General features: G+C 57.5%; 19 protein-coding genes and 1 other RNA gene. 14 read left to right on the top strand and 6 right to left on the bottom strand.

Annotated elements, in window-relative coordinates; all coding sequences use genetic code 11:
• Nucleotides 1-14: 14 nt before the first annotated feature.
• Nucleotides 15-581: a nucleotide exchange factor GrpE gene (gene grpE, locus ACWR1S_RS12920; protein ID WP_007915219.1), complete on the bottom strand. Its 567-nt coding sequence runs from the start codon at nt 579-581 to the stop codon at nt 15-17.
• Nucleotides 582-821: 240 nt separating this feature from the next.
• Here grpE and recN point away from each other — a divergent pair, with 240 nt between their 5' ends.
• The gene (gene recN / locus ACWR1S_RS12915; RefSeq protein ID WP_454563760.1) at nt 822-2,495 is read left to right on the top strand and encodes a DNA repair protein RecN; all 1,674 of its coding nucleotides are present in this window, start codon (nt 822-824) and stop codon (nt 2,493-2,495) included.
• 75 nt (nt 2,496-2,570) lie between these two features.
• Here the strand turns inward: recN and fur are convergent, their stop codons facing one another.
• Nucleotides 2,571-2,975, bottom strand: coding sequence for a ferric iron uptake transcriptional regulator (gene fur / locus ACWR1S_RS12910; RefSeq protein WP_007915216.1), 405 nt, complete (start codon nt 2,973-2,975; stop codon nt 2,571-2,573).
• Between the two features lie 97 nt (nt 2,976-3,072).
• Between fur and ACWR1S_RS12905 the strand changes: the two genes are divergently transcribed.
• Nucleotides 3,073-3,600 carry an outer membrane protein assembly factor BamE gene (locus tag ACWR1S_RS12905; RefSeq protein WP_454563759.1) on the top strand — a complete coding sequence of 176 codons (528 nt, stop codon included), beginning with the start codon at nt 3,073-3,075 and terminating at the stop codon, nt 3,598-3,600.
• A 60-nt stretch (nt 3,601-3,660) separates the two neighbouring features.
• Here the strand turns inward: ACWR1S_RS12905 and ACWR1S_RS12900 are convergent, their stop codons facing one another.
• Genes ACWR1S_RS12900 through ACWR1S_RS12890 form a run of 3 tightly spaced genes read right to left on the bottom strand, consistent with a single transcriptional unit; the run spans nt 3,661 to nt 5,813 of the window.
• On the bottom strand, nt 3,661-3,975 hold the full coding sequence (locus ACWR1S_RS12900; RefSeq protein ID WP_454563758.1) for an RnfH family protein: 315 nt from the start codon (nt 3,973-3,975) through the stop codon (nt 3,661-3,663).
• The gene (locus ACWR1S_RS12895; RefSeq protein ID WP_007915213.1) at nt 3,968-4,402 is read right to left on the bottom strand and encodes a type II toxin-antitoxin system RatA family toxin; all 435 of its coding nucleotides are present in this window, start codon (nt 4,400-4,402) and stop codon (nt 3,968-3,970) included. Before ACWR1S_RS12895 ends, ACWR1S_RS12900 begins: the two co-directional genes overlap by 8 nt.
• A 7-nt stretch (nt 4,403-4,409) precedes the next feature.
• On the bottom strand, nt 4,410-5,813 hold the full coding sequence (locus tag ACWR1S_RS12890) for a sodium-dependent transporter (RefSeq protein WP_007915211.1): 1,404 nt from the start codon (nt 5,811-5,813) through the stop codon (nt 4,410-4,412).
• Between the two features lie 119 nt (nt 5,814-5,932).
• Between ACWR1S_RS12890 and smpB the strand changes: the two genes are divergently transcribed.
• On the top strand, nt 5,933-6,415 hold the full coding sequence (smpB, locus tag ACWR1S_RS12885) for an SsrA-binding protein SmpB (RefSeq protein WP_008088297.1): 483 nt from the start codon (nt 5,933-5,935) through the stop codon (nt 6,413-6,415).
• Between the two features lie 119 nt (nt 6,416-6,534).
• Here the strand turns inward: smpB and ACWR1S_RS12880 are convergent, their stop codons facing one another.
• Complete coding sequence (locus tag ACWR1S_RS12880; RefSeq protein ID WP_007915207.1) at nt 6,535-7,302, bottom strand: FCD domain-containing protein; 768 nt, start codon at nt 7,300-7,302, stop codon at nt 6,535-6,537.
• A 262-nt stretch (nt 7,303-7,564) separates the two neighbouring features.
• Here ACWR1S_RS12880 and ACWR1S_RS12875 point away from each other — a divergent pair, with 262 nt between their 5' ends.
• From ACWR1S_RS12875 to ACWR1S_RS12825, 11 genes are all read left to right on the top strand, one after another.
• Nucleotides 7,565-9,259 (top strand): lactate permease LctP family transporter, encoded by a 1,695-nt coding sequence (locus tag ACWR1S_RS12875; protein ID WP_454563757.1) that lies wholly within the window; start codon nt 7,565-7,567, stop codon nt 9,257-9,259.
• Nucleotides 9,260-9,409: 150 nt separating this feature from the next.
• Entirely contained in the window at nt 9,410-10,234 is an 825-nt protein-coding gene (locus ACWR1S_RS12870; protein WP_454563756.1) for a (Fe-S)-binding protein, read from the top strand.
• On the top strand, nt 10,231-11,685 hold the full coding sequence (locus ACWR1S_RS12865; protein WP_077571013.1) for a LutB/LldF family L-lactate oxidation iron-sulfur protein: 1,455 nt from the start codon (nt 10,231-10,233) through the stop codon (nt 11,683-11,685). The genes ACWR1S_RS12870 and ACWR1S_RS12865 overlap by 4 nt, the downstream gene beginning before the upstream one ends.
• Complete coding sequence (locus ACWR1S_RS12860; protein ID WP_454563755.1) at nt 11,685-12,356, top strand: LutC/YkgG family protein; 672 nt, start codon at nt 11,685-11,687, stop codon at nt 12,354-12,356. The genes ACWR1S_RS12865 and ACWR1S_RS12860 overlap by 1 nt, the downstream gene beginning before the upstream one ends.
• Nucleotides 12,353-15,163: an FAD-binding and (Fe-S)-binding domain-containing protein gene (locus ACWR1S_RS12855; protein ID WP_454563754.1), complete on the top strand. Its 2,811-nt coding sequence runs from the start codon at nt 12,353-12,355 to the stop codon at nt 15,161-15,163. Before ACWR1S_RS12860 ends, ACWR1S_RS12855 begins: the two co-directional genes overlap by 4 nt.
• Before the next feature lie 130 nt (nt 15,164-15,293).
• The gene (locus ACWR1S_RS12850; RefSeq protein ID WP_454563753.1) at nt 15,294-15,572 is read left to right on the top strand and encodes a hypothetical protein; all 279 of its coding nucleotides are present in this window, start codon (nt 15,294-15,296) and stop codon (nt 15,570-15,572) included.
• Between the two features lie 96 nt (nt 15,573-15,668).
• Nucleotides 15,669-16,057, top strand: a transfer-messenger RNA (tmRNA) gene (gene ssrA / locus ACWR1S_RS12845).
• A 187-nt stretch (nt 16,058-16,244) separates the two neighbouring features.
• Complete coding sequence (locus ACWR1S_RS12840) at nt 16,245-17,501, top strand: integrase domain-containing protein (protein WP_454563752.1); 1,257 nt, start codon at nt 16,245-16,247, stop codon at nt 17,499-17,501.
• A 963-nt stretch (nt 17,502-18,464) separates the two neighbouring features.
• Entirely contained in the window at nt 18,465-19,445 is a 981-nt protein-coding gene (locus ACWR1S_RS12835) for an integrase domain-containing protein (protein WP_454563751.1), read from the top strand.
• Nucleotides 19,442-19,714: a hypothetical protein gene (locus ACWR1S_RS12830; RefSeq protein ID WP_400702314.1), complete on the top strand. Its 273-nt coding sequence runs from the start codon at nt 19,442-19,444 to the stop codon at nt 19,712-19,714. Before ACWR1S_RS12835 ends, ACWR1S_RS12830 begins: the two co-directional genes overlap by 4 nt.
• A 446-nt stretch (nt 19,715-20,160) precedes the next feature.
• Entirely contained in the window at nt 20,161-21,375 is a 1,215-nt protein-coding gene (locus tag ACWR1S_RS12825) for an ImmA/IrrE family metallo-endopeptidase (protein ID WP_400702317.1), read from the top strand.
• Nucleotide 21,376: the final 1 nt, after the last annotated feature.

Genomic DNA, 21,376 nt, shown 5'->3' with positions numbered 1-21,376 from the left:
CCTTGCGGCTAATTTCAAGCCTTCTCGTCAATCGAAGGCGAAATTGGCGCAGGCGCCTTGCTGACCACAACCATGGCCGGGCGCAACAGGCGACCGTTGAGCTGGTAGCCCTTCTGGAACACCTTCAGAACGCTGTTCGGTTCTACGTCGGCGCTTTCCTGCATGGCCATCGCCTGGTGCTGAACGGCGTTGAACGGTTCGCCGTGCGGATCGATCGCTTCCAGCTGATAACGCTTGAGCGTGTCGTGGAACATTTTCAGCGTCAGCTCAATGCCTTCGCGCATCGGCCGAATGCTTTCGTCGTCCGGGTTCGACAGCTCGAGGCCGCGCTCCAGGCTGTCGACGATCGGCAACAGGTCGCCGGCAAATTTTTCCAGGGCAAACTTGTGCGCCTTCTCGACGTCCTGCTCAGCACGGCGACGGACGTTCTGCAGATCGGCAGCAACACGCAGAGACTGATCCTGCGCGGCGGCCAATTGCTCTTCGAGCACTTGTACACGGGTCGCCAGGTCATCACCCGAACCTTCGGGCGCCTGATTGGCTTCTGGGTTTTGCGTATCTACTGTCTGTTCGTCAGCCATAGAATTCTCCTTTCAATTTCGTCCGCGAGCCTGACTCGCGCTTCTGCCCCGATATATGGGGCCGCAAAATCAGGCTTCAAGGGCTTTCAACCATTAACCCTACAAAAAAGTGCCACATTCTCATTCCTGAATGCGCTAAGCAGCTTTTACGTTCAAGCGAATCGAGCTAAGGGTAGGCATTGTCAGCCCGAAACAAAACACTGTATAAATAACCAGACCTAAAGCCTGGGAGCGGCCTTTATGCTGGTGCACCTGTCCGTACACAACTACGCCATCGTTGAACATCTCGATCTCGAACTCGATCGCGGGATGAGCGTGATCACAGGGGAAACCGGCGCTGGCAAGTCGATCATGCTCGACGCGCTGGGGCTGACTCTCGGTGATCGCGCCGACAGCGGTGTGGTTCGTCCGGGAGCCGACAAGGCCGATATTCTCGCGACCTTCGATCTGGCTGACATTCCTGAAGCCAGCGCGTGGCTGGCCGAGCGTGACCTGGAGACTGATGGCCCGTGCATCCTGCGCCGGGTAATCACGTCGGAGGGTCGTTCGCGCGGCTACATCAACGGCACCCCTTGCCCGCTGGGCGATCTCAAGTCGCTGGGCGAGCTGCTGATCGATATCCACAGCCAACATGAACACCAGTCCCTGCTGAAAACCGACACCCATCGTCGCTTGCTGGACGAGTACGCCGGCGCTACCGATCTGGCCCGCCAGGTTCAGCTCGCCGCCCAGCGCTGGCGGCAGACTCGCCAGGAACTCGAGCGACTCTCCAATTCCGGTGACGAACAACGCGCACGCCACCAGTTGCTGAGCTATCAACTCGAAGAGCTGGAAAACCTCGGCCTCGGTGATAACGAGCTGGAGCAACTGGAGCAAGAACATAAAAACCTGACCAACGCCGAAACTCTGCTGGGCATTTGCCGGCAGGTGGTCGAGCAATGCAGTGAAAGCGATTCCGGCAACGTGCTGAATGCGCTGACCGCCAGCCTCAATCGCCTGTCGAGCGTGAATAACTCCGTCGGCGCACTAGGCGAAGCCAGCAGCCTGCTGACCAGCGCGCAGATCCAGGTCGAAGAGGCCGTAGGCGAACTCAATCGTTTCCTCGACAACTTCGATGCCGATCCGGCGCGCCTGCAATATCTGGAAGAACGTCTCGACGCGATCTACACCCTGGCGCGCAAACACCGGATTCAGCCGACCGAGGTCGGGGAAATGCAGCAGAAATTGCTGGATGAGATCGAAACCCTCAACGCCAATGACGAATCCATCGAGCGCCTGGGAGAAGAGCTGGCTTCCTACGCCCGCCACTATCAAGAGAAGGCGCGGGAGCTGAGCGATTTGCGGCATCAGGCTGCCGGCAGCCTCGCCAGTGCGGTTGAGCAGGAGATTCAGCGACTGGGCATGCCGGGGGGTCGATTCACCATCGAACTGAAGGCCAACAGCAGCGAGGAGTTACTGCCCAACGGGCTGGAGCAGGTTGAATTGCTGGTCAGCGCCAACCCGGGGCAACCGCTGAAGGCGCTGGCAAAAGTCGCTTCCGGTGGTGAGCTGTCACGGATCAGTCTGGCTATTCAGGTCATCACCGCACAGACATCCCGTGTTCCGACGCTGGTGTTCGACGAAGTGGACGTGGGTATCGGTGGCCCGACCGCAGAAATTGTCGGCCAACTGTTGCGCCGTCTCGGCGATCGCGGCCAGGTTCTGACCGTGACGCACTTGCCGCAGGTGGCAGCGCAGGGGCACCAGCATTTGTTCGTGCACAAGGTACGCGGCGAACAGGCCACGCACACCGCCGTCTCCAAGCTCAGCAAGAACGACCGTATAGAAGAAGTAGCGCGAATGCTCGGCGGCATTGACCTGACCAAGGAATCCCTCGCTCACGCGAAAAAAATGGTCGTCACCGCCAAGGTTTGACAATGACAGAAAGCACGAAGGCGACCCTTGGGTCGCCTTCGCTCGTTTCGCGAATGTGAAATTCGCGCGACATGCTTACTTTTTCTTGCGGATGTACAGCACCAGATTGTGATCCACCAACTCGACACCGTGCTCCTCGGCAATTGCCTTCTGGAGTTTTTCGATTTCCGGGCTGACGAATTCGACAACCTCACCGGTTTCCACGTTAACCATGTGGTCGTGGTGACCACTGTCGGCCAACTCGAAAACCGCGTGGCCGCCGTCGAAGTTGTGACGGACCACGAGGCCAGCCGCTTCGAACTGGGTCAGAACACGGTAAACCGTGGCCAGACCGACGTCCTCGCCAGCTTCCATCAACGCCTTGTAGACGTCCTCGGCGCTCATGTGACGCTGCTCGGTGGAGTCGAGCATTTGCAGGATCTTGACCCGTGGCAGGGTCACTTTAAGGCCGGCTTTGCGTAGTTCGCTATTTTCAACCATGGTCAGCTTTCTCGCGATGCTGCTTCGCAGCTTCTCTTAATGCGGGTATGATCGGCGTTTACGTTGTCCCAGCCAAGATAGTGGAAGTCGCCCACCGATGCAAAACACCAAGCTCTTGCTAACCAGTTTCACCTTTGTGGGACTGCTCGCACTCGCCGGTTGTTCATTCCCCGGGGTTTACAAAATCGACATCCAGCAGGGCAATGTCGTCACGCAGGACATGATAGACCAGTTACGCCCGGGAATGACCCGGCCGCAAGTACGGTTTATCATGGGTAACCCTCTGCTTGTCGACACGTTCCATGCCGATCGCTGGGATTATCTGTACAGCCTGCAACCGGGTGGCGGTGAACGCCAACAGGAACGCGTCAGCGTTATTTTCAACTCAAACGACCAGCTTGTCAGCCTGTCCGGTGACTTTATGCCGGGCGTAAGCCGTGACGAAGCCATTCTCGGCAAGGACAGTGGCACGACTGTGGCTGCTCCTGCTGAAAACGCCGAGAAGCCAAAACCGGAAAAACCGGCCAAGCCAGGTTCCTTGCTGGATCAGATCCAGAAGGACGTCGATGGTGTAGAAACCGTTCCGGTTCCAACACCAGAGCCGCTGGATACCTCGCCGCAATAATTTGCGACGCAATAAAAAACCCGGAAATTCCGGGTTTTTTATTGCCTGCGATTTGGCTTTTTAGACGTTTCGAGCCTTGGCTTCAGCAGCTTTCGCCGCTCGCAAACGGCGAACCTCTTTCGGATCGGCGAGCAAAGGACGATAAATCTCGATGCGCTCGCCTGCCTCAATCACCCGCGTATCCGGGTCAGCCACCACTTTGCCGAAGATACCCAGCGGACACTCCGCCAGATTCAGCTCAGAAAACTCGCTACCGATACCCGATGCAAGCACCGCAGCCCGCACCGTCATCCCAGGCGACACGCTCACCGAGCGCAAAACCTGACGATCAACGGCCGCGTACACCACCTCTATCTCGATCACTGACTCAACCATGCATCTGCTTGGCGCGCTGACAGAACGCGTCCACCAGCGTGTTGGCCGCCTGATTGAACAGCGGCCCCAACGTGGCACGCACCAGCGGCCCGGCGTAATCGAACGACAGATCCAGACTGATCTTGCAGGCCTTCTCGTTCAAGGCCTTGAACACCCAGACGCCATGCAACTGATTGAACGGACCTTCTTCCAGGTTCATCTCGATCGACTGCCCCGGCACCAGCGTATTGCGTGTCACAAAATGCTGGCTGAGACCGCCCTTGGCCACGCCAACGCTGGCGCGCATATGCTCCGGCGAACTTTCCAGCACTTCAGCGGCCGAGCACCACGGCAAAAATTCCGGGTAACGCGCCACGTCGTTGACCAGGTCGTAGAGAAATTGCGCTGGGTACGGCAACAATGCCGATCGTTGAATATGTGTCGTCATGTGAGCGTTACTTCCAGAGCTGAGCGGCAAACACTACAAGAATGCCGATGGGCGCCACGTAGCGCATCAAGAACAAAGACAGGGCGAACAGTGCCGGGTTGCGGATCGACAACTCGTCGCGTACCGCTTCACGCCCCATCACCCATCCGGCAAACAGCACGAAACACAGGCCACCGAGCGGCAACATGATCCGCGAGGTGAAGAAATCGATCACGCCAAAGAAGTCCAGACCGCTCTGCGCACCCCATTGGTAGAGGTGGAACATCCCGCCTTCGTTCACGAAAAATTTGGCTTCCTTCCAGATATTGAAGGAGAACACTGTGCCCAAACCGACGAACCAGCAGATGAATGCCAGCCAGAAAGTCACCCACGCGCGACTGACTTTCGTGCGTTCAACCAGGTAGGCAACCATCGGCTCCAGAAGCGAGATCGCCGAACTCCATGCCGCAATCGCGACCAGCACAAAGAACACCACGCCCATCAACTGACCGAAAGCCACATTACCAAAGGCAAATGGCAGACTGACGAACATCAGGCCAGGCCCTTCGCTAGGGTTCAGGCCTCCGGCAAACACAATCGGGAACAGGGCCAGACCGGCGACCAGCGACACAAAGGTATCCAGCAGCGCTACACCGACAACCGTGCCCGACAACGACGAACTCTTCGGCATGTAAGCGCCGTAGATCATGATCGAGCCGACACCGACGCTCAGCGAGAAGAACGCGTGCCCCATCGCCGGCAGCAGACCGTCGAGGACTTTTTCCGGGTGGAAGTCGAACATGAAATGCACGCCTTCCATGAAATGTCCGGTGGTCATGCTGTAACCCAGCAACACCAGAATCATCACAAACAACAGCGGCATCATGATACGCAGGCTGCGCTCTAGCCCGGCAACCACGCCTTTGGCGATGACGAAGGCCGACAGCAGCATGAAAATCGTATGCCAAAGTGTCAGACGCCACGGATTGGAGATGACATTGCCGAAATACGCACCGACCTGATCGGCCGTGGCGCCCTGGAAGTCGCCGCGCCCCATGTCGACGATGTAGTCCAGCGACCAGCCGCCCACCACACTATAGAAAGACAGGATCAGCAATGCCGTGATCATCCCGGCAAAGGCCCCCCACGACCACTTGCCCGAGTGCCCGGCTTCCAGCGCCAGCACCTTCAAGGCGTTCGCCGGACTTTGCCGGGCGCGCCGGCCGATCAGGGTTTCTGCAAGCATGACCGGGATACCGATCAGCGCGATGCACGCCAGAAACATCAGTACAAACGCACCGCCGCCGTAGACCCCGACCATGTAGGGGAACTTCCAGATACTACCCAGTCCCACGGCCGAACCGGTCGCGGCGAGTATGAATACCCAGCGGCTAGCCCAACTGCCGTGGACAGAAACCTTGTCTGTCGACATCGTTTATCACGCCCAAGCGTTAGAAAAAGAGGCCGCATTGTCCGGGATTCACTCAACCTGCTCAAGCACGCAGCATCACCGTAGCCGACAGCCGTTTATCTCCATATAATGCCGCCCCTATGGCTAAACAGAAGAAACACCCAACAGGGACCATCGCGCAGAACAAAAAGGCGCGACACGATTACTTCATCGAGCACAAGTTCGAGGCTGGTCTGGTCCTGGCCGGCTGGGAAGTAAAAAGTCTGCGGGCAAGCAAGCTACAGCTGGTCGACAGCTATGTCCTGCTCAAGGATGGCGAAGCGTGGTTGCTCGGCAGCCACATCACGCCTCTGATGACCGCAAGCACCCACGTCATCGCTGACCCGGTGCGCACACGCAAATTGCTGCTCAACCGCCGCGAGCTGGAAAAGCTCGCGGCGATGGTGCAGCAAAAGGGTTACGCCTGCGTCTGCCTGTCCTGGTACTGGAGCAAGCACATGGTCAAGTGCGAGATCGCTCTGGGCAAGGGCAAGAAGGAATACGACAAGCGTGACACCGAGCGCGAGCGCGACGCCGGTCGTGAACTGCAGCGTGCGGTGCGCAACAAGGGCAAGGAAGATTAATTTCCTCTGCCTTTAGAGCGTATTCGCGAGCAAGCTCGCTCCCACCTTGGAATGCATTTCAAATGTGGGAGCGAGCTTGCTCGCGAACGCTATTGCAACATCACCACAGAAACAACTGATCACATCCCCTTGCGCCGCTCCGCCCGAGCCATGCGCTGAACCTCCTGCCGCACCTCTTCCAGCACTTCCTGCACATACAAAATGTGTCGGCTGGAGACTTCCCGTGCCTGCTCCGCACGACCTTCAATAATCGCCAGATACAACTCCCGATGCTGCGTGATCAGCATGTCGCGGGTTTCCGTGCGCTGCTTGTACATGCCGCCGATGTTGGTGACCACGTTGCGCTTGAGCAGATCGAACAGCCCGCGAATGGTGTGCAGCAACACTGCGTTATGACTGGCTTCGGCAATCGCCAGATGGAATTTCGCATCCGCCGCGCCCTCTTCCGCCCGACTGACTTCGTCGTGGCGCGAATAGCAGTCTTGCAGCTCTTCGAACGCTGCGGTCAGCCGCTCACGATCGACATCCGTCGCACGTAACGCAGCGTAATAGGCGCAGGATGCCTCCAGAGTGTGGCGAAATTCCAGTAGATCGCGCTGCGCCTCGGGATTGCTTTCGAGCAACTGCAGCAGCGGATCACTGAACGTTGAGCCCAGGCTCTCGACCACATAATTGCCGCCGCCCTGGCGACTGACCAGCAAGCCTTTCGCCGCCAGTTTCTGAATCGCTTCACGCAGCGACGGCCGTGATACGCCAAATTGTTCGGCCAGCGTGCGCTCCGCCGGCAGCCGCTCACCGGACTTCAGCGTGCCCTCAAGGATCATCCCCTCAAGTCGCTCGACAATATCGTCAGACAAACGGCGCTGACGTATCTGATCAAACCCCATAACTCATTTCTCCACGATCCCGACCGCTCGCCGGGCTCTCTATTCTGGCCTATCGGCGCCTTGCCGACACCTACCAGACACCACTTGCCGAAACCGGATCAGATGCGCTCTGCGCCGCTTGTTCGACAAAAGTTTTAGGGCGGCAAATTGACACACCGCCATCAAGGCTTTTACCCTAGCCAACAGCGATTGTAAATTGGTCTTACCAATTAACCAAGAACGCTGACAGTGCCTGACCAACAACAATTAGGGGCCACCCCATATGCAAACCTGGCAACAGCTCTACAGCCCGCTCGGCAGTCTCGGCGTGTCCGCACTCGCGGCCGTCATCCCCATCGTTTTCTTCTTTCTCGCGTTGGCAGTGTTCCGCCTCAAAGGCCATGTGGCCGGCAGCATCACCCTCGCGCTGTCGATTGCCGTGGCAATCTTCGCGTTTCAGATGCCCGTGGATATGGCCTTCGCCGCCGCCGTGTATGGCTTCGCCTACGGTCTGTGGCCGATTGCCTGGATCATTGTTGCGGCGGTTTTCCTTTACAAACTGACGGTCAAAAGTGGTCAGTTCGAGGTCATTCGCAGTTCGGTGTTATCGATTACTGACGACCAGCGTCTGCAAGTGCTGCTGATCGGTTTCTGCTTCGGTGCGTTTCTGGAAGGTGCCGCCGGTTTCGGCGCACCCGTGGCGATTACCGCCGCACTCCTCGTCGGACTGGGTTTCAATCCGCTGTACGCCGCCGGCCTGTGCCTGATCGCCAACACCGCGCCGGTTGCGTTCGGTGCCCTGGGGATTCCGATCATTGTTGCCGGCCAAGTCACCGGCATCGACGCGTTCAAGATCGGCGCCATGACCGGTCGCCAACTACCGCTGCTGTCGCTGTTCGTGCCGTTCTGGCTGGTGTTCATGATGGACGGCCTGCGCGGCGTACGTGAAACCTGGCCGGCTGCACTGGTCGCGGGGCTGAGCTTTGCCATCACGCAATACTTCACGTCCAACTTCATCGGGCCAGAGTTGCCGGACATCACCTCGGCCTTGGCCAGCCTGATTTCCCTGACTCTGTTCCTGAAAGTCTGGCAGCCGAAACGCACCGCGGGTGCGCAAATCGCTGGCGCCACATCGAGTGCAGCGATCACCGCCAGCGTCGGCGGTTTCGGCCAGAAGCGCACCACCGTGGCGTCGCCTTACAGCCTCGGGGAAATTTTCAAAGCCTGGTCGCCGTTCCTGATCCTCACCGTGCTGGTGACCATCTGGACGCTGAAGCCTTTCAAAGCGATGTTCGCCGCTGGCGGCTCGATGTACAGCTGGGTGTTCAACTTCGCGATTCCGCACCTTGATCAACTGGTGATCAAAACCGCACCGATCGTGGCCGCTCCGACTGCCATCCCAGCAGTGTTCAAACTCGACCCGATTTCCGCGACCGGCACGGCAATTTTCTTCTCCGCGCTGATCTCGATGCTGGTGCTGAAGATCAATTTCAAAACTGGTCTGACCACTTTAAAAGAGACCTTCTACGAACTGCGCTGGCCAATCCTGTCGATCGGCATGGTGCTGGCGTTCGCCTTCGTTACCAACTACTCCGGCATGTCTTCGACCATGGCGCTGGTGTTGGCCGGCACGGGCGCGGCATTCCCGTTCTTCTCGCCATTCCTCGGCTGGCTCGGCGTGTTCCTCACCGGTTCGGATACTTCGTCCAACGCGCTGTTTAGCTCACTACAGGCGACCACCGCGCACCAGATCGGCGTCAACGACACCTTGCTCGTGGCGGCGAACACCAGCGGCGGCGTGACAGGCAAGATGATCTCGCCGCAATCGATCGCCGTGGCTTGCGCCGCGACCGGTCTGGTGGGCAAGGAATCGGATCTGTTCCGCTTCACCCTCAAGCACAGCCTATTCTTTGCAACGATTGTCGGTCTGATCACATTGGCTCAGGCCTACTGGTTCACCGGCATGCTGGTCCACTAAACCTACAAGAAGCATGGAAATAACCGACGCCGATCCGTGATTTCGGCGTCAGCAATTCACAACCCGGTCTGTAAGGCTGCTGAAAGCAACGGTCTTTATATTCAGCAGCCGCCACAGACGGATAACCGGGCCCACCCGGAGACACGCCTGATGAGCGAGCTTTTTTACAACGCCGTGCCAAACGCGACCCGTGTGGCACCGCCACTGCCCGAACCTCGGCAATACCCCAGCGAGAAACCGTCGCGGGTCTACCTGTTCGGCACGTGCGTGGTCGACCTGTTCTACCCCGAAGCCGGGATGGACGCGATTCACTTGCTGGAGCGCGAAGGGATTCGGGTCGAGTATCCGCAAGGGCAGAGTTGCTGCGGGCAACCGGCCTACACCTCGGGTTACACCGAGCAGGCACGGACGGTAGCGCGCTCGCAACTGGCGCTGTTTGCCGGGGATTATCCGGTGGTGGTGCCGTCAGGTTCCTGCGCCGGCATGCTGCGCGAACATTACGCCGACTTGTTCAAGGACGAGCCGGAAACGTTGAAACAGGTTCAGGCCCTCGCGGCCCGCACCTATGAATTGGCCGAGTTCCTCTTGTTTGTCTGCAAGGTGCAGCTCAAGGACAGCGGCGCACCGGTCAAAGTCGCGCTGCACACTTCGTGTTCGGCACGCCGCGAAATGAACACCCACCTGCACGGCCGCGAGTTGTTGGCGCAGTTGAGCAACGTGGAACGGGTCAACCACGACCACGAAAGCGAATGCTGTGGCTTCGGTGGGACATTCAGCGTCCGTATGCCAGACATTTCCGGCGCGATGGTGGCTGACAAGACCCGTTCGCTGAAGGAATCCGGCGCGCATCAGGTCTTGAGCGCCGACTGTGGCTGTTTGATGAACATCAACGGCGCATTGGAGAAACAAAAAGAAGCGCTGCGCGGGCAACATCTCGCCAGCTTTCTGTGGCAACGAACCGGGGGTGCGCAATGAGCACTTCCGCGATTATTCCTACGGTCGCCGTAGAAGAAGATTTCCGCACCCGGGCACACAATGCCTTGGGTGATCAGCAGCTACGGAACAACTTCCGCACTGCCATGGACTCACTGATGGTCAAGCGGGCAGCCGCTTTCAGTGATCCCCATGAAAGAGAACATTTGCGCGCACTGGGCAATTCGATCAAGGCCCGCGCGCTGTCCAAGTTGCCCGACCTGCTCGAGCAACTGGAACAGAACCTGACCCGCAACGGTGTGACAGTGCACTGGGCGGAAACGGTGGACGAGGCCAATGGCATCGTCTTATCGATCATCCGCGCTCACGAGGCGCGGCAAGTGATCAAGGGCAAATCGATGGTCAGCGAAGAGATGGAGATGAACCATTTCCTCGAGGCTCGGGACATTGAATGTCTGGAGTCCGATATGGGGGAATACATCGTCCAGCTCGACCACGAGAAGCCTTCACACATCATTATGCCGGCGATCCACAAGAATGCCGGTCAGGTCGCGTCCTTGTTCCACGACAAACTTGGCGTGGAATACACCAAGGACGTTGACCAACTCATTCAGATCGGTCGCAGAGTCCTGCGGCAGAAATTCTTCGAAGCGGACATCGGCGTCTCCGGTGTCAACTTCGCCGTCGCCGAAACCGGCACCCTGCTGCTGGTGGAAAACGAAGGCAACGGGCGCATGACCACCACCGTGCCGCCGGTGCACATCGCCGTCACCGGCATCGAAAAGGTTGTGGAAAACCTGCGTGATGTGGTGCCGCTGCTGTCACTGCTGACCCGCTCGGCGCTGGGCATTCCGATCACCACTTACGTCAACATGATCTCCGGCCCGCGCAAGGAACACGAACTCGACGGCCCGCAGGAAGTGCATCTGGTGTTGCTCGACAACGGTCGCAGTCAGGCTTTCGCCGACAGTGAATTGCGTCAGACCTTGAACTGCATTCGCTGCGGCGCCTGCATGAATCATTGCCCGGTCTATACCCGCGTCGGCGGCCACACTTATGGCGAGGTGTATCCGGGGCCGATCGGCAAAATCATCACCCCGCACATGGTTGGCCTGGCGAAAGTCCCGGATCATCCGAGCGCTTCGTCGTTGTGCGGTGCCTGCGGTGAAGTCTGCCCGGTAAAAATTCCGATCCCGGCGATCCTGCGACGCCTGCGCGAAGAAAACGTCAAAGCCCCGGACAGCCCGAATCAAGTGATGCGCGGTCAGGGCAGCAAGTATTCGCGCAAGGAACGCTTTATCTGGAACGCCTGGGCGAAACTCAACAGCTCGCCAACCTTGTATCGATTGTTCGGATTCTTCGCCACGCGCCTGCGCGCCCTGACGCCAAGCAACGTCGGCCCGTGGACACAAAACCACAGCGCGCCGAAACCCGCCGCCCGCTCACTGCACGATATGGCCCGCGAGCATCTGGCCAAACAGGGAGACCGCTGATGAGCGCCAAAGAAAATATCCTCGGCAAGCTGCGGAAAAGTCTGACCGGCACCACACCGATTGCCGACAACTTCGACGTCGATCTGGTGACGCAGCCTTACACCTACAGCGCCGAACAACGCATCCCGCAACTGCGTAAATTGATGGAATCGGTGCACACCGAAATTCACCTGACCTCGGGCGAAGAATGGCCGGCACTGCTTGCGCAATTGCTGCGCGATCGCCAGTTGCCGAGTCTGTTGATCGCGCCGAAGACAGCACACGGGCAACGTATCACACAGCATTGGGCGAACAATCCTTGTCTACCGGCACTGAAATCCTACGACCGGCCGATGGAAGAGTGGAAAGCCGAACTGTTCAACGACACCCCGGCGAGTCTCACCGGCACCCTCGGTGCCATCGCCGCTACGGGCAGCCTGATCATCTGGCCAACCCGCGAAGAGCCGCGCTTGATGAGTCTGGTGCCACCGGTGCATTTCGCCCTGCTCAAGGCCAGTGAAATCCGCGATAACTTCTATCAGGTGCAAGAGGAATTCGAATGGGCGCAAGGCATGCCGACCAACGCGCTGCTGGTGTCCGGTCCGTCGAAAACCGCTGACATCGAGCAAGTACTGGCTTACGGCGCCCACGGCCCGAAAGACCTGGTGGTTCTGATCCTGGAGGACCAATGACGCTTCCAGCGAATTTCCTGCGTGATGCGCAACAACTGATTCCGGCCGAGCGCCGCTTTGATGATCCGTTATCGACTCTGGCCTTCGGCACTGATGCAAGTTTTTATCGGCTGATCCCGAAACTGGTGATCCGCGTCGAGTCCGAAGACGAAGTCGTGGGCCTGTTGAAACTGGCTCAGCGCGACCATGTTCCGGTGACCTTCCGCGCGGCGGGCACCAGCCTCTCCGGTCAGGCGATCAGCGATTCCGTTTTGATCGTGCTTGGGGATAACTGGAACGCTCGCGAAATCCGTGGCCAAGGCATGCAAATCCGCCTGCAACCGGGCGTGATCGGCGCACAGGCCAACGCGTGGCTGGCACCGTTCGGGCGCAAGATCGGCCCGGATCCGGCGTCGATCAACGCTTGCAAGATCGGCGGCATCGTCGCCAACAATGCCAGCGGCATGTGCTGCGGCACGGCACAAAATACCTATCACACGCTGGCCGGCATTCGTCTGGTGCTGGCCGATGGCACGCGACTCGATACCGAGGACGCTGCGAGTGTCGTGGCCTTTCACACCAGCCACGGCGATCTGCTTGAGCGCTTGGCGACTTTAGGTCGCGAGACCCGCGCCAACACCGAACTGGCTGCAAGAATCCGCCACAAATACCGTCTGAAAAATACCACCGGCCTGTCGCTGAATGCCCTGGTGGATTTCGATGAGCCTGTGGATATCTTGAGCCACTTGCTGGTCGGCTCCGAAGGCACCCTCGGCTTCATCAGCGCGGTGACCTACGACACGGTGATCGATCACCCGAACAAGGCCTCGGCGCTGATCGTGTTTCCGAATGTGGAGACCTGCTGCAATGCCGTGACCGTGCTGAAAAGCCAACCGGTATCCGCGGTGGAGTTGCTGGATCGCCGCAGTCTGCGCTCGGTGCAAGACAAACCGGGCATGCCCGCTTTCGTACAACAGCTGTCAAACAATGCCTGCGCGCTGCTGATCGAATCCCGCGCTGCGTCTTCCACTTTGCTGCAGGAACAGCTGGCGCAAATCATGGCGTCGCTTAGCGATTTCCCGGTGGAGAAACATATCGACTTCACCGAAGACCCTGCCGAGAACGCCAAGCTCTGGGCGATCCGCAAGGACACCTTCCCCGCTGTCGGCGCCGTGCGCAAAACCGGCACCACGGTGATCATCGAAGACGTGACCTTCCCGGTCGAACAACTGGCGATCGGCGTCAATCGCCTGATCGAGTTGTTCGACAAACATGCCTACGACGAAGCGATCCTTTTCGGACACGCGCTGGAAGGCAACCTGCACTTCGTCTTCACCCAAGGCTTCAACAATCCGGAAGAAGTCGCACGCTATCAAGCGTTCATGGACGACGTTGCGCAACTGGTGGCGGTGGAATTCGGTGGCTCGCTGAAAGCCGAACACGGCACCGGCCGCAACATGGCGCCGTTCGTGGAACTGGAATGGGGCAGCGACGCCTATCAGTTGATGTGGCAGCTCAAACGGCTGCTCGACCCTAACGGCATTCTCAACCCGGACGTGGTGCTCAGCGAAGACCCACAGATCCACCTCAAACACCTGAAACCGCTGCCGGCGGCTGATGAGATTGTGGATAAGTGCATCGAGTGCGGTTTCTGTGAACCGGTCTGTCCGTCAAAAGGCCTGACCCTCAGCCCGCGCCAGCGCATCGTGATCTGGCGCGATATTCAGGCGAAAAAACGTGCAGGTGTCGACACCACCGAACTGGAAAAAGCCTACGAGTACCAAGGCATCGAAACCTGCGCCGCCACCGGTCTGTGTGCGCAACGTTGCCCTGTAGGTATCAATACCGGTGAGCTGGTGAAAAAGCTCCGTGGCCGACACGCGACGCATCAGAAAACTGCCGACTGGATCGAAGGAAATTTCGCCAAGACCCTGCAAGGCGCACGCTTCACTCTGCACGTGGCCAACGGTGCGCGGATGCTGCTCGGCGCACCGCGTCTGGCGAAGCTTTCGGCAACGATTACGCGACTGTCCAAAGGTCAGGTGCCGTTGTGGACGAATGCGATGCCGCAACCGGAAAAAGCGATTCGCTTCAGCCCCAGCGTCTCGGACGAACGTCCGCGTGTGGTGTATCTCGCAGCGTGTGTCTCGCGAGTCATGGGGCCGGCGGCGGGTGATAAAGAGCAAATGTCGCTGTACGACAAAACCCGTGGCTTGCTGGAAAAGGCCGGTTACCAAGTGGTCTTTCCGGACAATCAGGACAACCTCTGCTGCGGCCAACCGTTCGCCTCAAAAGGCTACGCCGAACAGGCCGAACACAAACGCCAGGAGCTGATCAGCGCCCTGTTGCACGCCAGTCGCGGCGGGCTCGATCCGATCTACTGCGATACCAGTCCGTGCACGTTGCGACTGGTGCAGGATGTAGGAGAAACCCGTCTGGATCTGTACGACCCGGTGCGCTTCATCCGTACGCATCTTCTCGATCGACTCGAGTTCTCCCCGCAAGATGCACCGATTGCCGTACACGTGACCTGCAGCACGCAACACCTGGGCGAAAGCCAGGCGTTGATTGATCTGGCGCGCAAGTGCAGCAAAACCGTGGTGATTCCAGAAGGCATTCATTGCTGTGGGTTTGCTGGCGACAAAGGCTTCACCACGCCTGAGCTGAACAGCCATTCGCTGCGCACGCTCAAGGATGCGGTGCAACATTGCAGCGAAGGGATTTCCACCAGCCGCACCTGTGAAATCGGCCTGACGCAACATGGCGGAATCGACTACCACGGGCTGGTCTATCTGGTGGATCGCGTGACCCGGGCGAAGGCCTGCTGAAGAAAAATAGAACCCTTGAGTTCGACTGTAGTCCACAGAATAACCCCGACTGATCGGGGTTTTTCTTCCATACGGTTGCCCGTCCTGACGGCCAGCGAAGTCTGGACCCACTCGGTTCAAGGAGATACACATGAAACGTTCTGTACTGTTAGGTCTGTTCGTTACTGCATCGATGATGGCGTCCACTTCGTTTGCTGACGGCAAGCCTGCCGATCTATGTGATGCCAATATTCAGACCATCGACAATGCCAAGGGGCAATTGTCAGCGAATCCGGAACTGACTCAGCGCGCTGAAACCAGTGTGGCCAAGGCCAAGGCACTGAAGGCTCAAGGCAAAATCGACGATTGCATTGCGGAAACCTCGCAAACCATCGTGGAACTGCGCAAATCCACCGGCACCAACAACTGATCAGCGTCCCGGCCAACCTTCGGGTTGGCCTCGCGGGCCGATTGGCGTACACTGCGCAGGCTTGTTGCTCAAACAGATGTACTGAGCAATGAGTTCGGGGCCGTTTAGGATTCGACGCCGGTTGCGAAACTCTAGGTGCATGCCGACTTGGTAACAGAAGTCGTAAATCCACTGTTGCAACTACTTATAGTTGCCAATGACGACCAATACGGTGTTGCTCTCGCTGCTTAATTGCAGCTGACAATGCTCCTGGTACCTTCGGGTCCAGCAATCATCAGGGGATGTCTGTAAACCCAAAATGATTGTCATATAGAACAGAATCGCCGTGCAGTACGTTGTGGACGAAGCGGCTAAAACTTACACAACTCGCCCAAAGCACCCTGCCCTTCGGGTCGCTGAGGGTTAACTTAATAGAAACGGCTACGCATGTAGTACCGACAGCGGAGTACTGGCGGACGGGGGTTCAAATCCCCCCGGCTCCACCAAATGATCAATCAAAGACGTCCACGGACGTCTTTTTTTGTGCCTGCGAACCAGCAAACACGCGGCCTCCAGCGCTTTTGCGGTCTTTTGAGATTTTTTGAGTTCCAGCCATTCGGGTATTCCAGACGGTATTCCAGCCCATCGGATGCTAATCTTTGGAATACCGAATCAGTGCCTGAGGAGAATCTCATGCCTGCTCAAACTCTCCGCCTCTCCGATCGACAGCTCAAGGGAGTCAAACCCGCGTCCAAGGATTACGTCCTTACTGACGGTGACGGTTTGCAGCTCCGGGTACGCAGCAACGGCTCGTTGCTGTGGAATTTCAACTACCGCGAACCGGTGACCAAGAAGCGCATCAATATCGGCTTCGGGACCTATCCCGAACTGTCACTGGCGCACGCACGAAAGATGGCGGTCGAAGCCCGCGAGCTGCTCGCCCAAGGCATCGATCCAAAGGTGCAGCGCAACACGTTGAATGAAGCCAAGCGTGCAGAAACGGAGCACACCTTCGAGAACGTGGCCACCGCCTGGTTCGAGCTCAAGAAAGACTCGGTCACCCCGGCCTACGCCGAAGACATTTGGCGGTCGCTCACGTTGCACGTGTTCCCCGACTTGAAGACGACACCACTGGTGAAAATCACCGCGCCGATGGTGATCGCATTGCTTCGTCCAATCGAAGCGAAAGGCAGCCTGGAGACGGTCAAGCGCCTTAGTCAGCGGCTTAACGAAATCATGACCTACGGCGTAAATTCCGGCCTGATCTTCGCCAACCCGCTCAGCGGCATCAGGGCTGTATTCAAGAAGCCCAAGAAAGAGAACATGGCTGCGCTTCCGCCCGAAGAACTCCCCGAGCTCATACTGGAGATCGCGAACGCCAGCATCAAACGGACCACCCGTTGCCTGATCGAATGGCAGTTGCACACCATGACGCGCCCGGCAGAAGCAGCGACCACTCGCTGGGCAGACATCGACTTTGAAAGGCGTGTCTGGACTATCCCTCCGGAGCGGATGAAAAAACGCCGCTCTCACAGCATCCCGTTGAGTGATCACGCTGTCGCACTGTTGGAGTCACTGAAGACTCACAGCGGCCATCGCGAATACGTCTTCCCGGCAGACAGAAATCCGCGCACCCACGCCAATAGCCAGACCGCCAATATGGCGTTGAAACGCATGGGCTTCCAGGACCGGTTGGTCAGCCACGGCATGCGCTCAATGGCCAGCACTATCTTGAATGAGCATGGGTGGGACCCGGAGCTCATCGAAGTGGCACTGGCGCACGTCGATAAGGATGAGGTGCGGAGCGCCTACAACCGAGCCGACTACATCGAGCGCCGGCGCCCGATGATGGCCTGGTGGAGTGAGTACATCCAGAAAGCCGCCACCGGCAGCCTGCTCGCCTCAGCGTACGGCCAAGTCAGAGACAAGAACGTGGTGCCGATACGCTAGCGCTACGCAGGCGCATCAACGGCAGCAGCAACAATTGAGCGTTCAAGATTCAGGGCGAGCAGCCTCGCCTTTCCGCTTCTCAGCGCGGGTCCATCCAAACAGGGCTGCAAAGCCGCCCTGTTTGGATGGACCTTACTTTGAAGAGCTAAAAGCAACCACGCTGTCCGGGGTTTGCCACGGAGCTCCACCGGCGGACAATCGTTCTTCAAGTCCAATGTGGTCCTGAATTTCGAACCTTGACCCGGTTTATCCACAGGCGTAGAACTGGCCGTGCAAGCGCTGTCGATGACAGCAACCCAGGTGACCCGAACCTTAAAGGTCACGCCGCTCCCACGGTGGTTCTCCCCCCAAATGGCGATTCGCGTCCGGCAGCTCGCCCGGTCACCTCCCCGGTGATGGATGCCTACTTCAGATCATGGCCCTCGTGCGCCAGACAACACCTCCTACTTCGCTGCCCTGCAGCAACCTTTCCGCATGGCCTAATCTTGCGCCAACCTGTGCCCGTCTCTTTCTCCTGGAAAGAGACGGGCGCGTCTAACACTGCTGCAGCCCTCATCGCATTTGGCTTTGCGGCAACTTCACTCGTGACAATCGGCGTGACAAACGCCGATGTCATCAGCAACAGCGATGTAGATGATGGTGCCGCAGACCAAGGAATGGACTGCACCTGACTGACAGTCAGGCATGCCCCGGTCATCGCATCGCTGCGTTCACCCGGCTCAGGATCTCGCGGCACTGGTCTCGTCAGCCAGCGCAGCCTCCACCCGCCCACTTCTTCGGAAGTGTTCAGGAGGCTACAGATCTTGAGATGCCCAAGCTCCCGGTCGTAAAGAGCCGCCAGTCCCGCGTTAGTGGACAACCCTCACAGGTCGCAGGGGCCTTGATCCCTGATAACACTCAACATTCTTGGCGGGATGACGTGGGGAAAAGCTTCAACGTTTTGGCTTCGAGAGGAGTTTGATCATGGCACTCGTAGGTAGACGCGATGGGCGTAATTTTGGCTATGGCCGGCAGTTGAGTTACGCAGGACCGCAGGCGTTGCGCGGCCTCTTTGGGGGCGGGCATTACGGCACGGTTAAGGCGCACAGTGATCGATGGCAGGCGTTTGTGCGGTGGTGTCGCTCGGAGGATGGACCGGGGGTTAACGATGCGCGACAGATTGATCGGCAGACCTTGCTGGACTACGCGACGCATCTGCGCGAGCAAGTTGAACAAGGTGAGCTGGCCATCGCCACAGCACAAAACCGGTTGTCCAGCGTGAACAGGACCATCGCCGCGCTTCGCGGTGATCAGTATGTGAAAGTGTCGAGTCTGAGCAAGGCACTGGGAATGCGGCGCATCAGTGTTCGTCACTCTGTCCCGCAGGGCCAAGACCGCGAACAGGTTAAGCGAATCGTAAACGCCCTCTGCGAAAATCAGTACCCGCGCGCCGCCGCCATTGCACTGTTAGCACGAGCAACCGGCATGCGCCTACGCGAGGCCATTTTGGCCGACCTCCCGCGTCTAAAGCGTGAAGCCGAACAACTCGGCAAGATCAATATCCAGGACGGCACCAAAGGTGGCCGCGGCGGTGCTACCGCGCCTCGTTGGATCACGGTGGATGACCATATTCGCGAAGCGCTCAGGTACGCCGAACAGATATCTCCCGACGGTAGCCGTAACCTGCTTGCACCGCACGAAAGCTGCCTCGATTTCCAACAGAGAATCGTTCGCCCCGCACGGGAGATCCTCCATAAGCACAACCTCAAAGGCTTCCACGAATTGCGGGCGGCCTATGCGTGCGAACGCTACGAGCAAATCACCCATCATCTCGCGCCCATTAATGGTGGTAGCTGCTACCAAATCGACCGGCACCTCGACCAGCGGGCCCGAGACCTAATCAGCTTTGAACTCGGGCACGGCCGTATCGACGTGGTATCTGCTTATATTGGTGGCCGAGCATGAGGAAGCCATTCGATATGGAGCTGTTCCTTGCAGGCAGCCTGACCGGGTCGCATGCCACGCGCCAACGCCACCTTCGCCAAGCGAAGGCCATTCAAGCGGCGATTTCTAATCGCTGGCACAGCGACAACCCATGGACTTGGCAGAGAAAGCATCTCGTATGGGTTCTAAATCGCCACTTGGACCAGCACGCTGCATCGACGCGCTATTACTATCTGCTGACCATGCGCTTGCTCGTTCTTCGCCTAGGAAAATTCTGGCAGCTCCTCTAGACCGGTGAGTCTCGGGAATGACGAGCGCACGCTAGGCATTCGGCGCCAACACCCCTGGCTCCTTACCCGTGCCCATACCCCAAAAAGCTTGCCATGAAGATTTTCCCAAATCGGGAGGATTGACAGCTTAGAAGAAACGCCAGATACTTCTCCCAAATTGGGAAGAAAAATACGACGTATGCGACTCATTGGATGTGAAAAGCTAGCTAGCGCCAAGAGCATTGGCTTGGACCTACAGAGATGGGTCCTTAGCTGGACCGCTGAGGTGAAGAATGCGCATTGGAAGCAGCCCAGCGACGTGTGCGACCAGTTCCCCAATGTGCGCCATGAAGGCGATAGCTTGTTTCTATTTCCAATCAGCCAGTGTGGTTTAGCAGTTCAGGTTCTCATTGCTTTCCCGCAAGGCATTGCTCTAATCCAAGATTTAAAATCTAGCGAAGACTCAAATGAACATTAAGGTTATCCGGACAGAAGACCAATACCGAGCATACCTTGAAGAAGTTCAAGTGCTGATGGCTAAAGCTCCAGCGCTCTATACCGACGACAGCGAGCGCTTAGAAGTTCTTACCGTTCTTCTAGAGTCGTACGAAAATGAGAAATTCCCCGTCGAGCCACCTGATCCAATCGACGCGATTCTGTTTCGGATGCAGGAAAAAGGTCTTAAACAGGCAGATTTAGTACCTTATTTTGGCACCAGCAGCCGAGTTTCCGAAATACTCAACAGAAAAAGACCTCTTACTGTCCAAATGATTCGAGCGATATCTATTGGCCTCGGAATTTCAGCCGACACGCTCATAGGTCTTTCTAGCCCCGACGTAGAGCAGCCCAAGTCGGATATAGACTGGGGAAAATTTCCAATTAAGGAAATGACTAAACGCGGCTGGCTACAGGCACTGTCCGGGCAAGCTAAAACTTCAGTCGAAGATATAGTTAGAAATTTCATCTTCGACTCCGGCTTGCAATTTGGAGCAGCCTCGTTTAGACGAACACTTTCAGGAGAAGCGACGTCTCCGACAACGCAGTATGCGCTATATGCTTGGCTTGCCAGAATTATACAAAGAGCAAGAGAAAAGAAAGACAGACTGGGAAGTTTTGAGCAAGATAAATTGTCAAGCCACTTCCTCAAAGAACTGGCACAGTTGAGTTGGTCGGAAAAGGGCCCGCTGCTCGCTATTGAGTTCCTTGAAAAACGTGGCATCGCAGTCATAATTGAGCCCCACTTAAAAGGAACGCTACTTGACGGTGCCGCACTAAAAGACATTGATGGAACACCAATAGTTGCACTTACGCTTAGATTTGACAGGATCGACAACTTCTGGTTTACGCTACTCCATGAAGTAGCTCATTTATGGAAACATGTAGGAAAGGAAGAAGCGTTTTTAGATAATCTCAGCACAGACTCCGAGGATAGGCGTGAAGCTGAGGCCAATAGACTAGCAAGAGAAGCGTTTATACCCAGGCTCGTATGGAAGAGATGCGACGCCCATATAGCCCCTAGCAAAGAAAGTATCGAAGAGCTTGCTAGAGAGCTGAAGATTCACCCAGCGATAATCGTCGGAAGGATCAGACGAGAGCTAGACAACTACAGCTTATTTGCCGACCTGGTTGGCCAAGATGAAGTAAGAAGTCTACTAACCCCCATAGATAGCTGCGAGGCTTGAG

This window comes from Pseudomonas sp. AIG (assembly GCF_977020205.1).
The sequence above is the reverse complement of the archived record's forward strand: the minus strand, read 5'-3'. Positions and strand labels throughout refer to the sequence as shown.